Origin of the sequence: Bacillus sp. N12A5 (assembly GCF_026790125.1) — a bacterium.
Classification (GTDB): Bacteria; Bacillota; Bacilli; order Bacillales; family Bacillaceae; genus Bacillus.
On sequence record NZ_JALAMR010000008.1, the window covers coordinates 214464 to 234051 of the forward strand.

Consider the following 19588-nt stretch of genomic DNA (forward strand, 5'->3'; position numbering starts at 1 on the left):
TAGTTAGTGGAAAAAATAAACAATACAGGTCTCAAGGAGGATCTTATGATGAATGCTCAATTTAAAAAGGGAGCATTGGAGCTATGTGTGCTCGTATTACTATCTGAAAAAGACCAATACGGTTATGAGCTTTCTCAAAACATTTCCAGGCACATGGCGATTGCAGAAGGCACCTTATATCCTCTACTCAGAAGACTGACGAAAGAAGAGTATTTAGAAACATATATGGCGCCGTCTTCCGAAGGGCCTGCCAGAAAATATTACACGATGTCAAAGCTTGGTTTCATGCGAATGAAATTGCTGCTGGCAGAATGGGATCAGTTCACAGCGTCTGTCAATCAAATCATTGATGCGGCAAGGGGAGGAGAACGATGAATCAAGAATTGTTTTTACAGGAGTTAAGTAAAGCGTTACAGCCGCTTTCTGAAGAAGAGCGGAATGAGGTCTTATTTGATTTTGAAGAACATATTACCGAAGGGATGAAAGAAGGCAGGCTAGAAGCTGACATCATCAGAGAACTCGGCTCTCCAAAACAAATTGCAAAGGAATTGGTGCCCGATGTCACAGAAACTGCCCCAGCATTGCAGCGCCCTAAGAAGAACCTCTTTCACATGGTGTGTTCAGCAGCAGCGGTAAGCATCTTAAATTTGATTTTCGTGCTGGGACCGGCTATTGGCATTGTATGTGGGTCTATGCGGGGCGGCGCTTGCACTTTCTGTGTCACCGATTATGTTTGTCGGCATAGTAATGTTTCAAACGAATACGCACATGATGCTGGAGTTCTTTTTATCGCTCGTATTTGGCAGTCTGGGGCTGCTATCTTGTATAGGGCTTTGGTATTTAGGCAAGCTGCTGTATAGCATGAGTTTACGGTATATCAGATACAATCTAAAGCTAGTGACGGGGGCGCAGGCATGAAAAAGATCATAATTGGATTGATCGCAGTATTTGCAGTTGGGGTAATCGGAGCTGTCATCTCTGCAGTTGCCTCAGATTTTACAAATGAAAAGGTGAAAGCTGCTGAAATCTATGAACTGCAGATATTAAAAAAATGAAGGTAACAACGAGCTCGCTGGATGCAGAGGTCAAAAGCGGGCAAACAGATGATATTCAGGTAGCTGCTCAAGGAAAAGTCAGTGATAAAAGCAAAAAGCTATTCGACGTGAGCCAAGATGGCAAATCGTTAACGATTAACCAAAAAGAGCACAGGAATAGCATCTCCTTTATACCGTGGAGCAGCGAAAAGGATATGAAAATCACAATCATTATTCCGGAAAAGAAGTATGACGAGATAACCGTAACGACAACCTCTGGCGATATTCTAATTGAAAATGTGCAAACGGATCAATCAGCGGCTGACTCTACATCAGGAGATATTGAGCTGAAGGACTCACGTATCAAAAACGAGATGACATTAAAAACAACGAGCGGAGATGTTCAAGCAGACCAAAATTCATTGGGGCAAGGTGAGGTAAAGACAACAAGCGGATCAATAAAAAGCAGCCGCACAACATCTAAAAGGCTGAGCTATAAGACAACCTCCGGGGATATTGATCTTCTTCAGGGGCAAGAGAACGAAGACATCAGCATCAATACAACGAGCGGAGATGTGTCCGTAGAATATCAGAAAGAACCGGCATCTTTGGCAGTAGATTTTCAGGCTGACTCCGGTGATGCCTCGGTCAATCTCGATCAAATCCTTTATAAAGAAAAATCAGAGCACCGTATTGTAGGTTATGTAGGTGATAGCGGGATCTCTAACCATTTAAAAGTTCGTACAACATCTGGAGATATTGAACTAAACTAACTGTCTCAAGCCGGCCCATTCCAGCCGGCTTTTTTGTATAGGAAAAAATGACCGCTTTTCATCATGAAATTATGATATATTTATGAAAAACAGCAAAGGGGATGGGAGAAAATGAATGCGGTTACAATCGTGATAGCGTCAATGTGTATTTTGGCTATCGCCTATCGTTTATACGGAACATTTATGATGGTGAAGGTTCTCAAAGTGAATGATGACAAGCCGACGCCTGCTCATGCGCTTGAGGATGGAAAAGACTATGTGCCTACAAATAAATGGGTTTCGTTCGGCCACCATTTTGCGGCGATCGCAGCGGCCGGGCCGCTGGTCGGACCGATTCTGGCGGCGCAGTTTGGCTATTTGCCGGGGTTGTTATGGCTGTTAATCGGGGCGGTAATCGGGGGAGCCGTCCATGATATTGTGGTGCTGTTTGCATCGATGCGCAAAAATGGAAAATCGCTGTCGGAAGTGGCCAAGGACGAGCTCGGCCCTGTTGCCGGCTTTTGTACCGGACTGTCTATGCTGTTTATTATCACGATTACGATGGCGGGCCTGTCGATGGTTGTGCTGCACGCGCTTGAACGCAATCCCTGGGGGACATTTGCGGTAGGGATTACGATCCCGATTGCGATGGGTGTGGGCTTATATTATAAGAAAACGGGAAATTTAAAGCTTGCGTCAACGATCGGCTTTCTCTTTTTAATGGCAGGAGTTTTTATCGGCCCATGGGTGCAGACTACGGCGCTCGGTGACTTTTTAACGCTAGATACGAAAACGCTTGCAATCGCGCTTCCTGTTTATGCGTTCTTTGCAGCGGCGCTTCCCGTTTGGCTGCTGCTCGCACCGCGTGATTATTTAAGCAGCTTTATGAAAATCGGTGTTTTTATCGCTTTGATTGCAGGGGTGTTTGTCGTTAATCCGTCCATCCCGTTTCCTGCATTTACAGAATTCGTAAAAGGCGGAGGGCCGGTGCTGGCAGGACCCGTCTGGCCATTCATTTCTATAACCATCGCCTGCGGTGCGATCTCTGGATTCCATGCCTTTGTCGGTTCAGGAACGACGCCGAAAATGCTGAATAAATGGAGTGATATGAAGCCGGTTGCATTCGGCGCAATGCTTGTTGAGTGTCTTGTCGGCATCATGGCGCTGATTGCGGCAACCGCCTTGCAGCCTGCAGATTACTTTGCAATTAACAGCACGCCAGAGGTGTTCCGTACGCTCGGTATGGATGTCGTACATTTGCCTGAATTGAGCAGGGAAATCGGTTTGGATTTAGAAGGAAGAACAGGGGGAGCCGTCACGCTTGCAGTGGGAATGACTTATATTTTTACCGGAATGCCGTTTTTCAGCCATTTGGCATCATATTTCTTCCAATTTGTCATTATGTTTGAAGCGGTATTTATTTTAACGGCAATTGACGCCGGCACACGGGTCGCCCGTTATTTGATACAGGATTTCTTCGGAGAGGTGTATAAACCGCTGAAGAAAACTGACTGGATTCCGGGCTCTGTATTTGCCAGCGCGCTTGCCTGCTTGATGTGGGGCTATTTGCTGTATTCAGGGGATATCGGTTCCATTTGGGCGCTCTTTGGTGTGTCCAACCAGCTGATGGCTTCAGTAGGGCTGATTATCGGAGCGACCATCGTGCTGAAAATAGCCGATAAACGCCGTTACATTTTGACCTGTCTTATCCCGCTTGCCTATTTATATGTCACTGTCAATTATGCGGGCTATTGGATGGTGCGCAATGTGTATCTGAATCCAGAAGCATCAGGCTACAGTGTTTTGAATGGCGTATTATCGATCATCATGCTGCTGTTAGGCTTTATCATAATCGTGGCAGCTGTGAAAAAATGGGCGCAGATGTGGAGAGATCCGAGCTTAAGGATGGAAGCATCTATCCCTGGATAGAAGGTTAATGAACATTTTGAGGAGGTTTGGACATGAATCTATCAATGAAGTATCTTATTCTATACGTATCCGACAGCAAGCGGGCCGTTCATTTTTACAAGGATATTTTAGGGCTGCCGATTCGTGCTGAACACGGAACGTATGTTGAATTTGAAACAGGATCTACGATATTGGCGCTTAATACGCGGGAAAGCGCCAGAGAAATCACACAGCTAGACATTCCAGATGCATCTGCTTCACACACATTTGAAATCGGGTTTGTCACTGAAAACGTAGAAGAGGTTATCAAAAGGGTAAGAGAACAAGGCGTCACGATTATTGGAGAGCCGAAAGTGAAGCCGTGGGGACAGACGGTCGCCTATATTTCCGACCCGGATGGACATTATATCGAAATTTGCAGCCCGATGGAATAACGTACAAAAGCCCAAAACAATTTCTGTTTTGGGCTTTCTTATGATGTTTTGTGTCCAGCTGCTTCCAGCAGCAAATCAGCCAAATGAACGGCTTTGACTTTACCGCTTAGTCCTTCGCGTTCGATGCCGAGCTTCATCTGCAGCAGGCAGCCGGGATTTGCTGTCACAATGACGATCGCTTCGGTTGCTTTGACGGCAGCCATTTTACTGTCCAGTATTTTCATAGACATCTCGGCTTCTACGATGTTATAAATTCCCGCTGATCCGCAGCAGCTGTCCGCTTTATCCATTTCTTTGAATTCGGCCCCCTTGATGCTATGAAGAAGCTGTCGGGGCTCAAGAGACGTAAGCATCACATTTCTTAGATGACATGAATCTTGATAGGTAATGACCTTCGGCGTCTCGAGCACTAAGTCCATTTGATGAAAGTCGAGTTCAACCAAAACGGACGAAAAATCTTTCAGCTTCTGAACAAACGCAGCGGCCCGCTCCGACCACTCGGGATCATCCTTCAGCAAATGATCGTATTCAGTGAGAAAGGCTCCGCATCCGCCTGCATTTGTAATGACTGCATCCACGTCTAACGCTTCAAAAGCAGCAATATTTTGTTTCGCGAGCTCTTTGCCTGCATTTTTTTCACCGCTGTGTCCATGCAGGGCACCGCAGCAAGCCTGTTCAGGAGGAATGACAATGTCGCAGCCTGCCAGCTGTAAAAGCTTTAGTGTGGCATTGTTGGTCGGTAAAAACATTGTATCCATTAAGCAGCCCGAAAAAAAGGCAACCCGTTTTTTTGTAGGGCCAATTGATGGCAGCAAATGCGGCCGATGCTTCATGTCTTTGCCTTTTGGCACATCAGGAAGAACGGCTTCCATCGTTCGTAAATGCTCAGGCAGGACGCGAAGCATACCGGTTTTCCGCACAGCGGTTTGCAGTCCTGACCGCTGATACAAACCAATAAGGCTTACAGCTGACCTCATGCGATTTTGATGCGGAAACAGCTCGTGAAAAGCTGCCTTTCGCATGACGCGTGTGCCGAGCGAGTGTTTTTTATTTTGGTGGATAATATCTCTGGCTTCTTCGAGCAGCTGCCCGTATTTCACGCCTGACGGGCATACAGGCTCACATGCGCGGCAGCCGAGGCAAAGTGACAGCGATCGTTCGACATCTTCATCCGGTTCAATCTGGCCGTCGGCCACGGCTTTCATTAAGGCGATGCGTCCGCGTGGAGAGTGAGTTTCCTGAAAACCCGATTCGATATAGGTCGGACAGGAAGGAAGGCAGAAGCCGCAGCGCATACAATTCAAAAGCTCGCCTTCATCCATGCGCTCTTTAAACTCATGCTGGATCAGTTTCATTTCTTTATCTGTTGTCATCTTTCTGCCACCACCCGTTTTCTGGCGTCTTTCGCAAACACTTTGCCCGGGTTCAAGATGTTCCGGGGATCAAATGCCGCTTTCAGCGCTTTCATCGCGGCAATGCCTTCTTTTTTCAGCTTCATTTCCAAGTAAGGCGCTTTCATGGCCCCGACTCCGTGCTCCCCGGTTATCGTGCCGCCCAGTTCAATTGCTTTTTCGAAAATCTCGGCAAAAGCCTGTTCGACACGTTCCATCTCATCTTCATTTCTTACGTCTGTCGTGCATGTTGGGTGAAGGTTCCCGTCCCCCGCATGGCCGAAGGTACAGATGGAAACATCGTATTTGGCGGCAATATCATTAATGGCTTTTACCATATTGGCGATTTCTGAGCGAGGAACGGTCGCGTCCTCTAAAATGGTCGTCGGCTTGAGGCGGGCAAGAGCAGAAAGTGCAGAACGCCGGGCTTCTGTCAGGGCAAATGCTTCCTCCTCCGTTTGGGCGGCCTGAACGGAAACGGCCTCGCCTTTTTTGCAGATCGCCTCAATCTTTTTCATATCCCGTTCAACAGTTTCAAGCGGCCCGTCTTGCTCAATGAGCAGCACAGCCTTTGCGTTTGTCGGAAGTCCGATTTTGGCATAATCCTCAATCACCAAAAGTGTGGGCTGGTCGAGAAATTCTAGTGTGGCTGGTATAATTTTTGCGGCAATGATGTCTGATACTGTTTGAGCAGCGGCATCGATATTTTCATATAGGGCAAGCAGCGTCTTTTTTGTTTCAGGCTTTGGAACGAGTTTGACGATTGCCTCTGTCACAATGCCGAGTGTTCCTTCAGAGCCGACAAAAAGACGTGTAAGGTCATATCCGGCTACATCCTTTGCGAGTTTTCCGCCGGTCCGGATGATGTCTCCATTTGCGAGCACAACCTCCAGTCCAATAACATAGTCGCGGGTGACACCGTATTTTAAGCCGCGAAGCCCGCCTGAATTTTCATTGATGTTTCCGCCCATGGTTGATATTTTCATAGAACTCGGATCGGGCGGATAAAACAAACCCTTGCTTTCAACCGCACGGATCATATCCAATGTAATAACGCCAGGCTGGACTGTCGCGGTCAAATTTTCTTCATCAATTTCAAGAATCCGGTTCATATGCTTAAAGAGAAGTACAAGCCCGCCTTCAGTCGGGCACGTGCCGCCGCACAGGTTTGTCCCAGATCCTCTTGGAACGATCGGCACTTGATGCTCACTGCAAATCGTTAAAATTCGTGATATTTCTTCGGTATTTCGCGGAGCAATCACAGCATCAGGCATAGACTGAAACTGCGGCGTCGCATCATACGAATAGACGAGACGGCCGGCATTCGAGTCATCAAAGTTTTCCGGTCCGACAACCCGAATCAGCTTTTCTTTTACATCTTTGGTGATCATTTCACCCATCCCCCTGTCAAAAAACGCTTTCAATCTATTGTAAAAGAAAAAAAGCAAAGCCTTCCATGGAGAAACATACAAAAAATGAAACTAAAACTCTTTCTAATTTGTACCTTGATCTGAAAAATAGAGTGCAACGTACATCGTGACGATGTCCTCGGTGCGGTCAAAACGTAAACCCGTCAGCTGTTCAGCCTTAGCCAGGCGATAACGCAATGTATTGATATGAATATGCATATTTTCTGCGGTTTGTTTCAAAGACAAATCGTGATGAAAGAAAGTCCGTAACGTATTCATAAGCTCCTGATGCTCTAGCGCCGCCCCGAATACTCTTTGTGGAAATTCGTTTCGGGTCCCCGTGCTGATCTCTGTCAGACACATATCAAGCTTCAGATCCTCTTCAAATACGGGCGTTTTTCGCTTAAGGCTGACAGCCAGCCCTTTTTCCGCTTGCTCGTATGAGTCTGTCAGGCTTGAGCTTTCGACAGCCCTCCCGGCGCCAGCTGCTGCCATTCGGCTGTTTGCGGTATGGGCAAATGAACAAATGCGAAGGAGCAGCTGCAAAAGCCGGTCTCTTTGTTCGTGCTTTGGCACTTCGTGATTAATCAGAATCCGTTCATTTCCCCACCTGATGATGAACAAATCCGAAGGGTACGCGGATTTCCAGATATGTGTCATTTGATCAATCTCATAAGATGACCACTCATAACCTTGAATGAGGATAAGCTGGCGCCGGGAGGCAAGGTCAACGCCAAGAAGCTGGGCTTTCTCAAGAAAACCGGGAGACCATTCTTTTAATTGCAGCCAATCGATCATAAAGGACTCCAGCATCCTATCACGCCACTGGGACTGCTCTAAATGCCACGATTCCTTAATGAACAGCTCCGTCATTTTTCGAAGCAGTTCCCCGTATGGCTGAATCTCAGCAGGCTCACCTGTCAGCCCGAAGACGGCGATCACATCACGGTCAGAAAATACAGGGAGGTTCAGGCCCGCCTTCACTCCTTTTAACCTTTTTTCATCTTCTTTTGTGATAATGACATTGCGTTTCTCTTTTGCGCAGATAAGCGCTCCTTCATGAAACCGCCCGATCCGCTCATCATTTGTGCTAGCCATGATATGCCCGTCTGTGTTCACAATAATGACTTCACGCTCGTACATTTTTTTGACTTCAGCAATAATTTTTTTCGCTAATAACGGCTGTAAAAACATGGCGATCCCCCTCATCATGTTTTTATTATATAAGAAAAAAACCGGGAGCTGTCACCCGGTTTCATGTCTTATTGGGCGGGTTTTAATCCGCCTTCAAGCGTTTTTAGCATTTCGTTTTTCTCACTCTCTGATGCGTGCTGCCAAAGGACTTCGAATAAAACGCCGAGCCCCGGGAGCATTTTTTCTTCACCGCTTTGAATCGCATCCACAATTGTATGTTCAAGCTGCTCCTGATTATTGCCGGTTACATTGGCAATGACGGCGTGACGTAAATTAAGATCCATGTGAAACGCTCCTTTTCCTAAAAAGTTATACGTATATTCTAACCCTGCACCTGGTTTATTATGTGCTGTTCTTGCGATATAATAACATCATGTTAAAAAAAGGAGAGCCACACAGACAGTGAAACAAATAGAATCGGCTAAAAACCAAAAAGTGAAGGATTGGAAAAAGCTTCACACAAAAAAAGAACGAACAAAAACGAATTCATTCCTGATAGAGGGAGAACATCTTGTTGAAGAGGCGCTTAAGAGCCCGGGCACAGTAAAAGAAATCCTTGTAAAGGATGAGGCGAACATTCCGTCAGATCTTGATGTGAGCATCCAGTGCTACGTGCTGAGTGAAGAGGCGTTTTCAGCTGTGACTGAAACCGAAACGCCGCAGCAGATCGCTGCTGTGTGCCATATGCCTGAAAAAAAACTGGCGTCGTCTCGGCGGGTGCTGCTGATTGACGCTGTTCAAGATCCTGGAAACCTTGGAACGATGATTCGGACAGCTGATGCGGCTGGGTTAGATGCGGTCGTGCTCGGTGACGGCACGGCGGACGCGTTTAACGGAAAAACGCTCCGGTCCGCTCAAGGTTCTCACTTTCACATTCCTGTAGTGAGAAGAAACCTGCTTACATATGTGGATGAATTGAAGGCAGAGGGCGTAAAAGTGTACGGCACGGCGCTGCAAAATGGAGCGCCTTACCGGGATATATCCCAGTCTGATTCCTTTGCGCTCATTGTAGGAAATGAAGGGGCAGGGGTGGATGCTGCCTTGCTGGAAAAAACGGATTTGAATCTGTACGTCCCGCTTTACGGACAGGCTGAATCACTGAACGTTGCCATCGCGGCTGCTATTATCGTATATCACTTGCGAGGATAGTGTTGCGCGAAGCGTTGGATTTCTCTATAATAGAACAATAATATTTGAAAAACCGTGACAGAGGACCTCAATTTCTGATCAACTGCTTTCCAGGGAGAAAATGCCGCTGACTGAGAGCATTTTTAATGCAGCCGGAGATTGGCTTCACCTCTTGAGTTGTCGCCGGGACCGTGCACACTGCGCGTAAAGGTGAACCGGAATCTGATTCCGTTATGTCAATGAAGCTGACGACAGCATCAGTCTGTCTGAAATAAGGGTGGTACCGCGGCCACAACTCGTCCCTTTTTATAAGGGGCGGGTTTTTTTATTTTCCAAAGACATATGACGGTTTGTTTACATAAAAGGAGGATGCAAAATGGAAGAAAAGCTGAAACAGCTGGAACAAGAAGCTTTAGAACAAGTAAAAGCGGCAAGCTCATTGAAGGTTGTCAATGAGATTCGGGTGAAATATCTCGGGAAAAAAGGGCCGATCACAGAAGTGCTGCGCGGAATGGGCAAACTTTCTGCTGAGGAGCGTCCAAAAATGGGCGCGCTCGCGAACGAAGTAAGAGAGCGTATTGCCAATGCCATTGCAGCCAAAAATGAGAAGCTTGAAGAAGAGGAAATGAAGCAGAAGCTTGCGGGACAGACAATCGACGTCACGCTGCCAGGGAATCCTGTCGCAGTCGGCGGCCGCCATCCGCTTACTGTTGTCATTGAAGAAATTGAAGATTTATTTATCGGTATGGGCTACACCGTTGAGGAAGGACCTGAAGTTGAAACAGATTATTACAACTTCGAATCGCTCAACCTGCCGAAAGAACACCCTGCACGCGATATGCAGGACAGCTTCTACATCACAGAGGAAATTCTGATGAGAACGCAAACTTCTCCGGTTCAGACACGGACGATGGAAAAGCATGAAGGCAAAGGGCCCGTTAAAATCATTTGCCCTGGTAAAGTATACCGCCGTGATAACGATGATGCGACGCATTCTCATCAATTTATGCAAATTGAAGGGCTTGTCGTTGACAAAAACATTAGCATGAGTGATTTAAAAGGAACGCTTGAACTCGTTGCGAAAAAAATGTTCGGTCAAGACCGCGAAATCAGGCTGCGCCCAAGCTTCTTCCCGTTTACAGAGCCTTCAGTAGAAGTGGACGTAACATGCTTTAAGTGCGGAGGAAACGGCTGCTCAGTATGTAAAGGAACAGGCTGGATCGAAATCCTAGGAGCCGGCATGGTTCACCCGAACGTGCTGAGAATGGCTGGCTTTGATCCGAAGGAATATCAAGGCTTTGCATTCGGAATGGGTGTTGAGCGCATCGCGATGCTGAAATACGGCATTGATGATATCCGCCACTTCTATACAAACGATGTCAGATTTATTTCGCAGTTTAAACAGGCGTAAGAGGAGGATGCTAGGATGTTTGTTTCTTATAAATGGTTAGAGGATTATGTTGACATAAAAGGCATGGACCCGGCTGTTCTTGCTGAGAAAATTACAAGAGCCGGTATTGAGGTTGAAGGAATTGAATACAAAGGGGAAGGCATCAAAGGCGTAGTCATCGGCCACGTGCTGGAGCGCGAGCAGCATCCGAATGCTGATAAGCTGAATAAATGCCTTGTGGATATCGGAGCGGAAGCACCTGTACAAATCATTTGCGGCGCGCCGAATGTGGATAAAGGGCAAAAAGTCGCAGTTGCTACAGTCGGAGCGGTGCTGCCGGGCAATTTCAAAATCAAAAAAGCAAAGCTTCGCGGTGAAGAATCAAACGGCATGATCTGTTCTTTACAGGAGCTTGGCATTGAAAGCAAGCTTGTGGCGAAGGAGTATGCGGAAGGCATTTTCGTATTCCCGGATGACGCTGAAACAGGAAGCGACGCCTTAGCGGCTTTACAGCTTGACGATGCGATCCTTGAGCTTGGTTTAACGCCAAACCGCGCGGATGCCATGAACATGCTTGGTGTTGCTTACGAAGTTGCGGCGATCTTAGACACAGAGGTAAAGCTTCCGCAAACCGATTATCCGGCTGCTTCAGAACAAGCGTCTGATTACATCGCTGTCAAAGTCGAAGATCAAGAAGCGAACCCGCTGTATACAGCTAAAATCATTAAAAACGTCACGATTGCTCCGTCACCGCTTTGGATGCAGACGAAGCTGATGAACGCAGGCATTCGCCCGCACAACAATGTCGTTGACATCACAAACTTTGTCTTGCTGGAATACGGTCAGCCGCTTCACGCGTTTGATTATGACAGATTCGGCTCCAAGGAAGTTGTCGTAAGAAAAGCAGCTGATAATGAAACGATCTTAACCCTTGATGATCAAGAACGAAAGCTGTCTGCCGATCACCTTGTCATTACGAACGGGACGAAAGCGCAAGCCGTTGCCGGTGTTATGGGAGGAGCAGAGTCAGAGGTTCAGGAAGATACGAAAACGATTTTGCTTGAGGCTGCGTACTTCAACGGTCAAACGGTTCGCAAGGCTTCCAAGGATCTTGGTTTGAGAAGTGAATCAAGCATAAGATTCGAAAAAGGCATTGATCCGGCGCGCGTACGTCTCGCGGCAGAACGGGCTGCGCAGCTGATCCATCTGTATGCCGGCGGTGAAGTGCTCGCTGGAACGGTTGAGGATGATCACCTGACAATCGAAGCGAATAACATTCATATATCTGCTGACAAAGTGAGCAGTGTTCTTGGCATGACAATCAGCAAAGAAGAACTCATCAGCATTTACAAGCGTCTCGGCTTTACTGTCGGTGAAGCGGATGATCTTCTTGTTGTGACAGTCCCATCACGCCGCGGTGATATTAAAATCGAAGAGGATTTAATTGAAGAAGCGGCAAGATTGTACGGCTACGATAACATTCCGTCTACACTTCCTGAGACAGCGGGAACAACAGGCGGATTAACGCCATATCAGGCAAAACGGCGTAAGGTTAGACGTTTCCTTGAAGGCGCAGGTTTATCACAAGCCATCACCTACTCACTGACAAACGAGAAGAAAGCGGCAGCGTTTGCGATTGAAAAATCACTGAACACTGTGCTTGCGCTTCCAATGAGTGAAGAAAGAAGCATTCTCAGACACAGCCTTGTTCCGAATCTGCTTGACTCCGTTTCTTACAACCTGGCGAGACAGACTGACTCAGTCGCGCTGTACGAAGTCGGCTCCGTTTTCCTGACAAAGGAAGAGGACACAAAGCCGGTTGAAACAGAACGCGTGGCAGGGGCTGTTACCGGATTATGGCGCAAGCAGCTGTGGCAGGGCGAGAAAAAACCGGTTGATTTCTTTGTCGCCAAAGGAATTGTGGAAGGGCTGTTAGACAAACTGAACGTCCTCGACAGCATTGAATTTGTTCAGTCTGAACGCAAACAGCTGCACCCGGGCAGAACAGCGAACATTCTATTGAATGGTTCTCTTATTGGCTTCATCGGCCAAGTGCACCCTTCATTGGAAAAAGAACTCGATATAAAAGAGACATACGTGTTTGAGCTTGATCTTCATGCGCTGCTTGCAGCGGAAACAGCGCCGCTTGTTTACACGGCGATTCCAAAATATCCGTTTGTGACACGTGACATTGCGCTAGTCACAGATAAATCCGTCACAAGCGGCCAGCTCGAAAGCGTCATTAAAGAGGCTGGCGGCAAGCTTCTGAAAGAAGTATCCGTCTTTGACGTATACGAAGGCGAGCATATGGAGGAAGGCAAAAAGTCAGTTGCTTTCTCACTCCAATATGTCAACCCTGAACAAACGCTGACTGAAGAAGAAGTGACAAAGGCGCACAGCAAAGTGCTGAAAGCGTTAGAAGACACATATCAAGCTGTGTTGAGAGGCTGATAAAAAAAGCTTGCAGAGAAATCTGCAAGCTTTTTTCTATGAACGTTTTTTATCGGCAAGCCGCTGTGCTTTCTGCGTATTGGCAAAATGGAGTTTTGTAAAGGTTCTGAGAGCGGACGCTCCTTTTTTGAGGATCAGCTTCGCAGCCGCTTCATCGACGTGCGGGCCGGCCCCTTTTGGAAGCGTCATTCCTGCCTCACGCGACAGTTTATCCATCTCCATTAAAAACGAATATCGTGCGATGATAGAGGCAGCGGCGACTGATAAGTGAATGCCTTCAGCCTTTGTGCTGAAATAGGTCCGTTCCTTCACAATGTCTCTGCCCTTTAAATGATTGAAGTAGACGCCGGGCTCAGCGAATTGGTCTATCAAAATGGCCTCAGGCTTTATCCCGTCCATTTTTCTTAGCAAATGGGTTATGGCTTGATTGTGCAGTAAAGCTTTCATTTTCCCTTGGCTCATGCCTTTTTCCTGCATGCTGTTGTACTTTTCATTCTTTAAAACCAGCAGGCTGTACGGAATGGTTTTGATCAGGTTTCGGGCAATCTCAATGATTTGCGGATCCTTTAAGTCTTTAGAATCCTTAACACCGAGTTCCTTCATTAAAGGAAGCATGGTTTTGTCGACGTACGCGCATACAACCGTAATCGGGCCAAAGTAATCACCAGTGCCGACCTCGTCAGAGCCGATAACAGACATTCCGGCGATATCTGCCGGAGGGGCATAGCGGGGATCAGCCGGCTTTTTGGTCGATTTCTTTTTTTCCTGCGGCTCTGCTGTTCCCCAACGCGCGGATTCTGCCGCAGCGTTTTTGCCTTGAAACAAGACCTTGCCGGATTGATATGCTGTAATGGTACAGCCGGGCGGTTTGGCCTGAAAAACGGCTCCCTGCGGAACAGAGGCGGTAAGCGAACCGCTGTACGTCATTTTCATTTGATTAATAGCAGACAACGATACTTTTATCACAGAATGGGACACGTAATAATCTCCTTTTTTACACTTTTCGCTGTATATACCAGTGTATCATAACAGCGGGAGGCTCGTCTTTCCATTCATTTAATAAACGTGTTATGATAAGAACTAGGATTCTCGCGGAATGGAGGAGAAACGTTGTCTGACGGCAAAAAAACAAAAACAACCGTTGACATTTACGGCCAGCACTTCACCATTGTCGGTGAAGAAAGCAGGGCCCATATGAGGTATGTCGCCGGAATTGTTGATGATAAAATGAGAGAAATCAATGAAAAAAATCCATACCTTGATATAAATAAACTTGCAGTGCTGACAGCGGTAAATGTGGTGCACGATTATGTCAAATTACAAGAGAAATATGAAAAACTGGAGCGTCAGCTTAAAGAAAAGGATTGAACAACTATGCTAGATATCATCATCTTAATCTTGCTCCTGATGGGGACTTTACTGGGATTAAAACGCGGTTTTATCCTGCAGTTTATCCGCTTGACGAGCTTTATTTTATCGATCGCCTTTGCGGCTTTATTTTATAAAAATGTGGCGCCGCATTTAAAGTGGATTCCCGCACCTGATTTTTCAGCGGGACAGCCGGCTCTTTCTTTTTTTACGGGAAATTTGGAAGCAGCCTACTATAATGCGATTGCGTTTATCATTTTATTTATTATCGCCAAAATCTTACTGAGAATCATAGGCTCATTCTTGAGTATTGTAGCCGGCATTCCAGTGATTAAACAAATCAACCAGGTGCTGGGGGCCGTTCTTGGTTTTCTTGAAGTCTATTTATTTACATTTGTGCTGCTGTATGTCGCATCCGTGCTTCCGGTAGATGCTTTACAGCAAATGATGGGGCAATCGTCTCTCGCAAATGTGATCATTAACCATACACCGTATTTGTCAGGGCTTCTACAAGAGCTATGGACACAATACGGGGCATAAAAAACTTCTCTTGTCCGGAGAAGTTTTTTTCAAGTATGATGGAAACATATGTGAAGGTCTGGGGGTTATAGTATGCATAAAAAAGATATTATCCGGCTGCTTGAAACCATTGCAGTCTACATGGAACTCAAGGGGGACAACCCGTTTAAAGTATCTGCCTTCCGAAAAGCTGCGGCTGCCCTGGAACAGGATGACCGCAGTTTATCAGAAATGGACGATATGATGTCGCTGTCCGGCATTGGAAAAGGAACGTACAGCGTTATTAAAGAGTATATAGATGAAGGAAAATCAAGCACGCTCGAATCGCTGCAAAAAGAAGTGCCGGAAGGGCTCGTGCCTTTATTGAAGCTGCCGGGGCTCGGCGGCAAAAAAATCGCAAAGCTGTATAAAGAGCTCGGCGTACATGATGCAGAATCTCTGAAGGAAGCCTGTGAACAGCAAAAGGTACAAGGTCTTGCGGGCTTCGGCAAAAAATCAGAAGAAAAAATATTACAGGCGCTCGGTGAAGCCGGAAAACAGCCTGAACGCTTTCCGATCGGCTACGCCCTCCGGATCGCCCGGGACATTGAAGAGCATCTTTCTCAATTTACGGATATCATCAAATTTTCCCGTGCCGGAAGTCTCCGCAGAGCGCGGGAAACGGTGAAGGATCTGGACTATATCATTGCCACAGATCACCCGGCTGAAGTAAGAGAGCAGCTTCTTGCACTGCCAAACATCAAAAGCGTGATCGCGAGCGGAGATACGAAGGTGTCCGTCATCCTTTCGTTTGAATATGAAACAAGCGTCGATTTCCGTCTTGTGACGGAGGAGCAGTTTCCGACAACACTCCATCATTTTACAGGATCAAAGGATCACAACATTAAAATGCGCCAAATCGCGAAAGAACGCGGTGAGCGGATCAGTGAATACGGCGTCGAGACAGTTGAAACCGGAGATATCAAAACATTTCCGAGTGAACGTGAATTTTATGCGCACTTCGGCCTGCCGCTGATTCCGCCCGAGCTCCGTGAAAGCGGGCAAGAAGTGGAAACCTACAGCGACAGCATTAAATTGATAGAGCCCGGGCAAATCAAGGGAGACCTCCACATGCACTCAACGTGGAGCGATGGCGCGTTTTCGATCAGAGAGATGGCTGAAGCATGCATGGAAAAAGGCTATCAATACATGGCCATCACCGATCACTCGCAATATTTAAAGGTTGCCAACGGGCTGACTGCAGAAAGACTCAAGCAGCAGGCAAAGGAAATTGACGCGCTGAATGCTGAGTTTGAGAATTTCCGGATCCTAAAAGGCGTCGAGATGGATATCCTGCCAGATGGCACGCTTGATTATGATGATGATGTGCTGGCTGAAATGGATATCGTCATTGCATCGATTCATTCCAGCTTTAATCAGCCGGAACACGTCATTATGAAACGGCTTGAAACGGCATTGACAAACAAGCATGTTGACATTATCGCCCACCCGACAGGACGCCTGATCGGCAGACGGGCCGGTTACGAAATTGATATTGATAAGCTGATTGAGCTTGCGAAGAAAACCAATACGGCGCTTGAACTTAACGCCAACCCTGCGCGCCTCGATCTGCGCACTGAACATTTAATCAAAGCAAACGAACAAGGGGTCACATTGGTCATTAATACCGATGCCCATAATATTGAGATGTTAGACGATATGAAAACCGGCGTTACTGCCGCGCGCAAAGGATGGACGGAAACGAAAAACGTTCTGAATGCCCGGTCACTTGAAGATGTAGAGGCATTCCTGAAGCGCAACGATTAAGTAAGGAGGCTCACACAATCGTGCAGCAAAAAGTATTATCAGCTCTTGAATTTCATAAAGTGAAAGAACAGGTTATTGAGCACGCCGCTTCATCGCTCGGAAAAGAAATGCTTCTCGAGCTTAAGCCTTCTGCTTCTATAGACGAAATCAAAAAGCAGCTGGATGAAGTAGACGAAGCTTCTGCCATTATCCGGCTGAGAGGGCAGGCGCCATTTGGCGGTCTTGCTGATATTAGAGGAGCGTTAAGACGGGCGGAAATCGGCAGCGTTCTCAGTCCCTCAGAATTCACTGAAATCTCAGGCCTGCTTTACGCAGTTAAGCAAATGAAACATTTTATTAGCCAAATGGCAGAAGACGGCGTCGACATTCCGCTGATCCATCAGCATGCTGAACAGCTTATCACGCTGTCCGATTTAGAACGGGACATTAATTCCTGCATCGATGACCACGGAGAAGTGCTTGATCATGCGTCGGAAACATTAAGAGGAATCCGCACACAGCTCAGAACACTCGAATCGAGAATCAGAGACCGATTAGAGTCAATGCTGCGCTCCTCCTCCGCTTCAAAAATGCTGTCTGATACGATCGTTACGATTCGGAATGACCGCTTTGTGATCCCGGTCAAACAAGAGTACAGATCAAGCTACGGCGGTATTGTGCATGACACCTCTTCCTCAGGCGCGACGCTGTTCATTGAACCGCAGGCGATTGTAGATATGAATAACGCGCTTCAGCAGGCGAAAGTCAAAGAAAAACAAGAAATTGAACGGATTTTGCGTGTGCTGACAGAGAAGACGGCGGAACACACAGAAGAGCTCTTTCAGGATTTGCGCGTGTTACAGACGCTTGACTTCATTTTTGCAAAAGCTAGATACGCAAAAGCGGTCAAAGCGACAAAACCGATCATGAACGACAACGGCTTTATCCGTTTGAAAAAAGCCCGCCACCCATTGCTTCCGCCTGATCAAGTGGTTGCCAATGACATCGAGCTCGGCGGCGATTTTTCAACCATTGTCATTACAGGGCCAAACACCGGGGGGAAAACAGTCACCCTTAAAACATTAGGCCTGTTAACCTTGATGGCGCAATCCGGTCTTCATATTCCCGCAGATGAAGGGTCGGAAGCCGCGGTATTTGAGCATGTGTTCGCTGATATCGGCGATGAACAGTCGATTGAGCAAAGCTTAAGTACGTTTTCATCTCATATGGTGAACATTGTCAGCATTTTAGAACAGGTCAATGAAAACAGCCTGGTGCTTTTCGATGAGCTGGGCGCAGGGACAGACCCGCAGGAAGGGGCAGCCCTCGCCATGAGCATCTTGGATGACGTTCACCGCACCAATGCCAGAGTGTTAGCAACGACGCACTATCCGGAATTGAAGGCGTACGGCTATAACAGAGAAGGCGTGATGAATGCCAGTGTCGAATTTGACATCGAAACACTGTCACCGACCTATAAACTTTTAATTGGTGTGCCGGGACGAAGCAACGCCTTCGAAATTTCAAAACGCCTCGGACTTCCGGATCATATCATCGGACAGGCGAAGTCAGAAATGACAGCCGAGCATAACGAAGTCGATACGATGATTGCATCGCTCGAACAGAGCAAAAAACGTGCGGAAGAAGAGCTTTCTGAAACAGAATCAATCAGAAAGGAAGCAGAAAAGCTGCATAAAGAACTGCAGCAGCAAATCATCGAACTCAACTGCAAAAAAGACAAAATGCTTGAAGAGGCTGAACAGCAAGCGGCTGAAAAAGTAAAAGCGGCAACAAAAGAAGCCGAAGACATTATTCATGAATTGCGCTCCATAAAAGAAGAACACAAATCCTTCAAGGATCACGAGCTGATCAACGCGAAGAAACGGTTAGAAGGCGCGATGCCGACTTTTGAAAAGTCTAAGAAACCGGAAAAACCGAAAACACAAAAACGCGACTTCAAGCCTGGTGATGAGGTAAAAGTCCTCACTTTCGGGCAAAAAGGAACACTGCTCGAGAAAACCGGCGGCAATGAATGGAATGTTCAAATCGGCATTTTAAAAATGAAAGTAAAAGAAAAGGACCTGGAGTTTATCAAATCAGCTCCGGAACCAAAAAAAGAAAAAATCATTACGGCGGTCAAAGGAAAGGACTACCACGTTTCGCTTGAACTTGACCTTCGCGGTGAACGCTATGAAAATGCCCTCAGCCGTGTTGAAAAATACTTGGATGATGCAGTGTTAGCCGGATATCCAAGAGTGTCAATCATCCACGGAAAAGGAACCGGCGCTTTAAGAAAAGGCGTGCAGGATCTCCTGAAAAACCACCGCAGCGTCAAAAGCTCCCGTTTCGGTGAAGCGGGTGAGGGAGGATCAGGCGTTACGGTTGTTGAACTAAAATAAAAGGGAGTATGGCCATGAGTGATTTTTGGGAAAACGAGCTTGTGGAAATCGCGGCGTATTACAGTGTCGCGGTTCTCTGCCTCGTCCTCTTTTTGACTGTGTTTGAGCTGGTGACAGCTTATAAAAACTGGGAAGAGATTCAAAAAGGAAATCTTGCGGTGGCAATGGCGACCGGCGGAAAAATTTTGGGAATCGCAAACGTGTTTCAGCATTCCATCACCCAGCACAATTCGCTGCTGCAAATGATCGGCTGGGGCGTGTACGGGTTTGTTATGCTTTTGATCAGCTACTTCATTTTTGAGTTTTTGACTCCGCGGTTTAAAATTGATCAGGAAATCGAGAATGATAACCGGGCTGTCGGCTTTATTTCATTTGTCATTTCTGTCGGGCTTTCATTTGTGGTGGCAGCCGGAATATAAGGGGACG

At 46.9% G+C, this 19588-nt stretch carries 20 protein-coding genes; 14 read left to right on the forward strand and 6 right to left on the reverse strand.

Going from position 1 to position 19588, the window contains the following annotated elements; genetic code table 11:
• The first annotated feature begins 48 nt into the window (after positions 1 to 48).
• The 6 genes from MOC09_RS10440 (at position 49) to MOC09_RS10465 (ending at position 4128) form a co-directional block, all read left to right on the forward strand.
• Positions 49 to 375, forward strand: a complete 327-nt coding sequence (locus tag MOC09_RS10440; RefSeq protein WP_268359060.1) for a PadR family transcriptional regulator — start codon at positions 49 to 51, stop codon at positions 373 to 375.
• Complete coding sequence (locus MOC09_RS10445; protein ID WP_419901065.1) at positions 372 to 860, forward strand: DUF1700 domain-containing protein; 489 nt, start codon at positions 372 to 374, stop codon at positions 858 to 860. Before MOC09_RS10440 ends, MOC09_RS10445 begins: the two co-directional genes overlap by 4 nt.
• Positions 861 to 914: 54 nt before the next feature.
• Positions 915 to 1055, forward strand: a complete 141-nt coding sequence (locus tag MOC09_RS10450; protein WP_268370458.1) for a hypothetical protein — start codon at positions 915 to 917, stop codon at positions 1053 to 1055.
• Positions 1052 to 1807 (forward strand): DUF4097 family beta strand repeat-containing protein, encoded by a 756-nt coding sequence (locus MOC09_RS10455; RefSeq protein ID WP_268370460.1) that lies wholly within the window; start codon positions 1052 to 1054, stop codon positions 1805 to 1807. The genes MOC09_RS10450 and MOC09_RS10455 overlap by 4 nt, the downstream gene beginning before the upstream one ends.
• A gap of 111 nt (positions 1808 to 1918) precedes the next feature.
• Complete coding sequence (cstA, locus tag MOC09_RS10460) at positions 1919 to 3715, forward strand: carbon starvation protein CstA (protein WP_268359067.1); 1797 nt, start codon at positions 1919 to 1921, stop codon at positions 3713 to 3715.
• A gap of 32 nt (positions 3716 to 3747) precedes the next feature.
• Positions 3748 to 4128, forward strand: a complete 381-nt coding sequence (locus MOC09_RS10465) for a VOC family protein (RefSeq protein ID WP_268359068.1) — start codon at positions 3748 to 3750, stop codon at positions 4126 to 4128.
• Between the two features lie 38 nt (positions 4129 to 4166).
• On the opposite strand, the gene MOC09_RS10470 is transcribed toward MOC09_RS10465, so the two are convergent.
• From MOC09_RS10470 to sspI, 4 genes are all read right to left on the reverse strand, one after another.
• Positions 4167 to 5501, reverse strand: coding sequence for a (Fe-S)-binding protein (locus tag MOC09_RS10470; protein WP_268370462.1), 1335 nt, complete (start codon positions 5499 to 5501; stop codon positions 4167 to 4169).
• The gene (glcD, locus tag MOC09_RS10475) at positions 5498 to 6910 is read right to left on the reverse strand and encodes a glycolate oxidase subunit GlcD (RefSeq protein ID WP_268370463.1); all 1413 of its coding nucleotides are present in this window, start codon (positions 6908 to 6910) and stop codon (positions 5498 to 5500) included. The genes MOC09_RS10470 and glcD overlap by 4 nt, the downstream gene beginning before the upstream one ends.
• Before the next feature lie 102 nt (positions 6911 to 7012).
• The gene (locus MOC09_RS10480) at positions 7013 to 8122 is read right to left on the reverse strand and encodes a sugar diacid recognition domain-containing protein (RefSeq protein WP_268370465.1); all 1110 of its coding nucleotides are present in this window, start codon (positions 8120 to 8122) and stop codon (positions 7013 to 7015) included.
• Between the two features lie 68 nt (positions 8123 to 8190).
• Complete coding sequence (gene sspI, locus MOC09_RS10485) at positions 8191 to 8406, reverse strand: small acid-soluble spore protein SspI (protein WP_268359074.1); 216 nt, start codon at positions 8404 to 8406, stop codon at positions 8191 to 8193.
• 118 nt (positions 8407 to 8524) lie between these two features.
• Between sspI and MOC09_RS10490 the strand changes: the two genes are divergently transcribed.
• Positions 8525 to 9271 (forward strand): TrmH family RNA methyltransferase, encoded by a 747-nt coding sequence (locus MOC09_RS10490; protein ID WP_268370467.1) that lies wholly within the window; start codon positions 8525 to 8527, stop codon positions 9269 to 9271.
• A gap of 67 nt (positions 9272 to 9338) precedes the next feature.
• Here MOC09_RS10490 and MOC09_RS10495 read toward each other — a convergent pair whose 3' ends face one another.
• The gene (locus MOC09_RS10495) at positions 9339 to 9545 is read right to left on the reverse strand and encodes a hypothetical protein (protein WP_268359078.1); all 207 of its coding nucleotides are present in this window, start codon (positions 9543 to 9545) and stop codon (positions 9339 to 9341) included.
• 81 nt (positions 9546 to 9626) lie between these two features.
• Here MOC09_RS10495 and pheS point away from each other — a divergent pair, with 81 nt between their 5' ends.
• Complete coding sequence (gene pheS, locus MOC09_RS10500; protein WP_268359079.1) at positions 9627 to 10661, forward strand: phenylalanine--tRNA ligase subunit alpha; 1035 nt, start codon at positions 9627 to 9629, stop codon at positions 10659 to 10661.
• 15 nt (positions 10662 to 10676) lie between these two features.
• Entirely contained in the window at positions 10677 to 13091 is a 2415-nt protein-coding gene (gene pheT / locus MOC09_RS10505) for a phenylalanine--tRNA ligase subunit beta (protein ID WP_268370469.1), read from the forward strand.
• A gap of 36 nt (positions 13092 to 13127) precedes the next feature.
• On the opposite strand, the gene rnhC is transcribed toward pheT, so the two are convergent.
• Positions 13128 to 14069: a ribonuclease HIII gene (rnhC, locus tag MOC09_RS10510; protein WP_268370471.1), complete on the reverse strand. Its 942-nt coding sequence runs from the start codon at positions 14067 to 14069 to the stop codon at positions 13128 to 13130.
• 132 nt (positions 14070 to 14201) lie between these two features.
• On the opposite strand from rnhC, the gene zapA reads away from it, so the two are divergent.
• From zapA to MOC09_RS10535, 5 genes are all read left to right on the forward strand, one after another.
• Positions 14202 to 14459 carry a cell division protein ZapA gene (gene zapA / locus MOC09_RS10515; RefSeq protein WP_003222476.1) on the forward strand — a complete coding sequence of 86 codons (258 nt, stop codon included), beginning with the start codon at positions 14202 to 14204 and terminating at the stop codon, positions 14457 to 14459.
• A 6-nt stretch (positions 14460 to 14465) separates the two neighbouring features.
• Positions 14466 to 14999: a CvpA family protein gene (locus MOC09_RS10520; protein WP_268359083.1), complete on the forward strand. Its 534-nt coding sequence runs from the start codon at positions 14466 to 14468 to the stop codon at positions 14997 to 14999.
• A gap of 72 nt (positions 15000 to 15071) precedes the next feature.
• The gene (gene polX / locus MOC09_RS10525) at positions 15072 to 16784 is read left to right on the forward strand and encodes a DNA polymerase/3'-5' exonuclease PolX (RefSeq protein WP_268367072.1); all 1713 of its coding nucleotides are present in this window, start codon (positions 15072 to 15074) and stop codon (positions 16782 to 16784) included.
• 20 nt (positions 16785 to 16804) lie between these two features.
• Entirely contained in the window at positions 16805 to 19162 is a 2358-nt protein-coding gene (locus MOC09_RS10530) for an endonuclease MutS2 (protein WP_268370473.1), read from the forward strand.
• Positions 19163 to 19176: 14 nt separating this feature from the next.
• The gene (locus MOC09_RS10535) at positions 19177 to 19581 is read left to right on the forward strand and encodes a DUF350 domain-containing protein (RefSeq protein ID WP_268359086.1); all 405 of its coding nucleotides are present in this window, start codon (positions 19177 to 19179) and stop codon (positions 19579 to 19581) included.
• The last annotated feature ends 7 nt before the right edge of the window (positions 19582 to 19588 follow it).

Excerpts from the sequence above, each read along its gene's own strand:
- MOC09_RS10535 (WP_268359086.1), top strand. The coding sequence starts at position 19,177 with ATGAGTGATTTTTGGGAAAACGAGCTTGTGGAAATCGCGGCGTATTAC.
- MOC09_RS10455 (WP_268370460.1), top strand. The coding sequence starts at position 1,052 with ATGAAGGTAACAACGAGCTCGCTGGATGCAGAGGTCAAAAGCGGGCAA.
- glcD (WP_268370463.1), bottom strand. The coding sequence starts at position 6,910 with ATGATCACCAAAGATGTAAAAGAAAAGCTGATTCGGGTTGTCGGACCG.
- sspI (WP_268359074.1), bottom strand. The coding sequence starts at position 8,406 with ATGGATCTTAATTTACGTCACGCCGTCATTGCCAATGTAACCGGCAAT.
- pheS (WP_268359079.1), top strand. The coding sequence starts at position 9,627 with ATGGAAGAAAAGCTGAAACAGCTGGAACAAGAAGCTTTAGAACAAGTA.
- pheT (WP_268370469.1), top strand. The coding sequence starts at position 10,677 with ATGTTTGTTTCTTATAAATGGTTAGAGGATTATGTTGACATAAAAGGC.
- MOC09_RS10450 (WP_268370458.1), top strand. The coding sequence starts at position 915 with ATGAAAAAGATCATAATTGGATTGATCGCAGTATTTGCAGTTGGGGTA.
- MOC09_RS10480 (WP_268370465.1), bottom strand. The coding sequence starts at position 8,122 with ATGTTTTTACAGCCGTTATTAGCGAAAAAAATTATTGCTGAAGTCAAA.
- polX (WP_268367072.1), top strand. The coding sequence starts at position 15,072 with ATGCATAAAAAAGATATTATCCGGCTGCTTGAAACCATTGCAGTCTAC.
- MOC09_RS10445 (WP_419901065.1), top strand. The coding sequence starts at position 372 with ATGAATCAAGAATTGTTTTTACAGGAGTTAAGTAAAGCGTTACAGCCG.
- cstA (WP_268359067.1), top strand. The coding sequence starts at position 1,919 with ATGAATGCGGTTACAATCGTGATAGCGTCAATGTGTATTTTGGCTATC.
- MOC09_RS10520 (WP_268359083.1), top strand. The coding sequence starts at position 14,466 with ATGCTAGATATCATCATCTTAATCTTGCTCCTGATGGGGACTTTACTG.
- MOC09_RS10465 (WP_268359068.1), top strand. The coding sequence starts at position 3,748 with ATGAATCTATCAATGAAGTATCTTATTCTATACGTATCCGACAGCAAG.
- MOC09_RS10470 (WP_268370462.1), bottom strand. The coding sequence starts at position 5,501 with ATGACAACAGATAAAGAAATGAAACTGATCCAGCATGAGTTTAAAGAG.
- MOC09_RS10440 (WP_268359060.1), top strand. The coding sequence starts at position 49 with ATGAATGCTCAATTTAAAAAGGGAGCATTGGAGCTATGTGTGCTCGTA.